At 31.5% G+C, this 2,927-nt stretch carries 3 protein-coding genes; all 3 read right to left on the reverse strand.

Annotated features, from left to right (window positions below; translation table 11 throughout):
* On the reverse strand, positions 1–809 hold an 809-nt coding region (locus P9E47_RS19730), incomplete at its 3' end, for a phage portal protein (RefSeq protein ID WP_326164459.1).
* A 14-nt stretch (positions 810–823) separates the two neighbouring features.
* Positions 824–2,422, reverse strand: a complete 1,599-nt coding sequence (locus P9E47_RS19735) for a terminase large subunit domain-containing protein (RefSeq protein ID WP_326164461.1) — start codon at positions 2,420–2,422, stop codon at positions 824–826.
* 52 nt (positions 2,423–2,474) lie between these two features.
* Positions 2,475–2,870 (reverse strand): hypothetical protein, encoded by a 396-nt coding sequence (locus P9E47_RS19740; protein ID WP_326164463.1) that lies wholly within the window; start codon positions 2,868–2,870, stop codon positions 2,475–2,477.
* Positions 2,871–2,927 lie beyond the last annotated feature (57 nt).

Consider the following 2,927-nt stretch of genomic DNA (forward strand, 5'->3'; position numbering starts at 1 on the left):
GACAATGGGGTCCACTTTACTTGAACAGGTAGACCATCACCTTTTAACTGTTGACCAATAGCCACTGGAATAGGATTCATAAACTTATAAAATCCATCAGTATATTTACTTAATAAATCTTCCATACTGTCCAAAATAGAAATATAATCCTCTAAGTCACTCCTACCTTCTACATCACTCAATTCATTTTGATTATGATAAATAATAGGCAACCCACTCAAATTAGAATATTGAGCCACTAAACGTAAATCACCGCCTAGATTATCATATTTGTAAACTACATCATCAGTATAGACAACATAATAACTAATTCCATCTGTCACATATGCTTCAATAAATGCAATTAGATTATTTTCATTATCATAAATTGGATATGATTCACTTGAATCAATTAATTTACTTTTAATTACTCCCTTATCCAAATAGACATATTCAGCCACCATACCGTACTTATTAACTTTATCTAATACAGACATATTAAATCGGTCATATTTACCTTTTTTATTAACTCTTTGATATTCCTTCACAACTGTTTCATTACCTGTCAATGTCACAGGATTCTGCATTAAATAGGCAGTTTGAAAGTTTAATAATGTCTTTGCATATTGTAATACTATCCTTCTTGGTACAAACTCTTTCCCATTATAATATTCATTCGGTCTTTGAGTAATTGCATGTTGTCCTGAAAGATAATCTTTTAAGTTCATCACTTTTAATACTCTTGATTGATTGGCTACCGTTGAAACTTCTTCAATAAACCAATCTGAACGACCATCATGATATTCTTTTATGTATTGTTCAATATTCATCTATTCACACCCCTTTAATTTATATCCACATAAAACTTCCCTGCTTTTGCACCTTGAACATAGAGAGCCACACTGATAACTAAATCATCATGATTACCCTCACCTTTTTTATTCCCAGTTGAACCATTAGCATTTTCTTGAAAGAGTTGCATTTGTTGTAATGTTTCACGACACTCAACATTTATCAATCCACGTTCAAATTGTTCCTTAAAGTCACTTATCAATATTGACTTTGTTGCAACTGTAGTCATAAATCCTAATTGCATTTTCTTTTTACCTTTTTGATCGAAAATCTTTTGTTTGTATAAGTTTAAATAGTTATAATCTTTTCTTAACCTCTCTAAAAGGGGTAAACCGTAACTATTCCTTTCAATGCATAAAAAGGCATAATTAAAATACCTGCCTATCTCATTTACAATTTCTGCAAACAAGTAAACAGGTACTTTGTTGTGATAGAATGAAACCACTTGTTGACCTTCACTATCAAATATTGAAATTGTTGAATAGTCACCACCGCCACCACTGGCAGTATCACAACCTCCATAATATTTCATTCCACGTTTCGGTAAATGATAAATATACAATCCCTTATTTATGTATCTATGTAATATTGTCGGTAATTCATCAATCAATACTTTCCGTTCAATTGGCTCTATTGTATAGTTTAATCGTTCTAATACTTTGGCTTGGTCGAATACAGATTGTCCTGTACTGATAAAACTTTCCATAGGATTACTCGGATATTCTTGTTGAAACTCCTGCAATTCCATATCAAGTAATTTATACCTTCTCCACATCAAGAAACGTAAATTTGCCCCTGCATTATATAAAACTTTTTCATCATCCTCTAAATCTTTCACAGATAACCTTCTACCATTATTATCTTCCTTATACCAATTTTCCGCTTCGTCATGGTCATGCTTAAATTGTTTCTTATATAATTCATGATAGAAAGGTATGAACATTGCTTTATACTTTGAATTACCCTTATAGGCAGACATAAACAATTTATAATAGTTGTTCCCAGTACCATTTGATGTTGTTTCTATGGTCAACTGGCTTGACTCACCTTTCATAAGTGATTGTTCCGCAGACAGTAATTGCATTTCTTGTTTACTGTAAAAGGCATATTCAGAAAGGTGAATATAAGAATAAGTGCTACCTCGACCAATCGACTTATTCCCAGCCACCAAACATGATATTCTTGAACCATTTTCAAAAAATAATTCATCCCTGTTTTCACGTCTAACTTTTGGAAACAATTCAGGATACTTTTCTCTTGGCAGCCATTCATTCATCTGTTTCAATTTTTCAAATAGTGCCTTTGATGAATCTAATTTATAGGAAACTATTAGTATATTTTCATTATCATTTTTTACTGCTCTCCAAAGTGCTTTAGCAAGTGTAAAAGTACTTATCCCACCTTGTCGTGCTTTACTTACAATTACAAAACGATTATTTTCCATTAGTTCATGTAATTCTATTTGTGCTGAGTTTAAATCAAATTTTATCTTTTCATTGTTATTATCAATTATGTAAATGAAGTTCTTACTGAACAAAGTAAAGTCATTCATAATCTTATTTAATTTTTGTCGCTTAGTTAGTGCCACCATTGAATCACCTCTTTCTGATTACATAAAAAAAGAGTGTACTGAATAGTACACCCTAAACTTCCAAATCATCATCTTCTTCAATTTCTTCACTATTTTTTTCAAATTCCTTACTGGCAAACTTTGCATAATCCTTTATAACTTTTGACATATCAAGTAAAAGTTTGATTGATTTCTCATCCCCACTGATACTTTTCTCAGCCACCTTCTGATAACTTTGCAATAGGTCATTGTGAATCATACCTTGCATATACAAATAAACTAGATTCTGATACTCATTTGAACGTTCCCATTTTATATATGGATTAAGGGATTTTCTCATTAACTGTTTCAACAATTCTTCCTCTGTCAATTTATCCCTAGTTTGGTCATAACGAATATCATGTTTCCACTGAAAGTACAACTTTTTTCTGTAATCTTTTAATTGATCTAGTGCTTGGTCAATATTCATTTACATAGCACCAACTTTCTTTTCAAAATGTCCGTTGGTGTTATTAATCACCCTGTT

The organism is Schinkia azotoformans (assembly GCF_035811335.1).
Lineage (GTDB): Bacteria > Bacillota > Bacilli > Bacillales > Bacillaceae_J > Schinkia > Schinkia azotoformans.

Bases quoted from the DNA above. Each gene is read 5' to 3' on its own strand.
- P9E47_RS19740 (WP_326164463.1), bottom strand. From the start codon at position 2,870: ATGAATATTGACCAAGCACTAGATCAATTAAAAGATTACAGAAAAAAG.
- P9E47_RS19735 (WP_326164461.1), bottom strand. From the start codon at position 2,422: ATGGTGGCACTAACTAAGCGACAAAAATTAAATAAGATTATGAATGAC.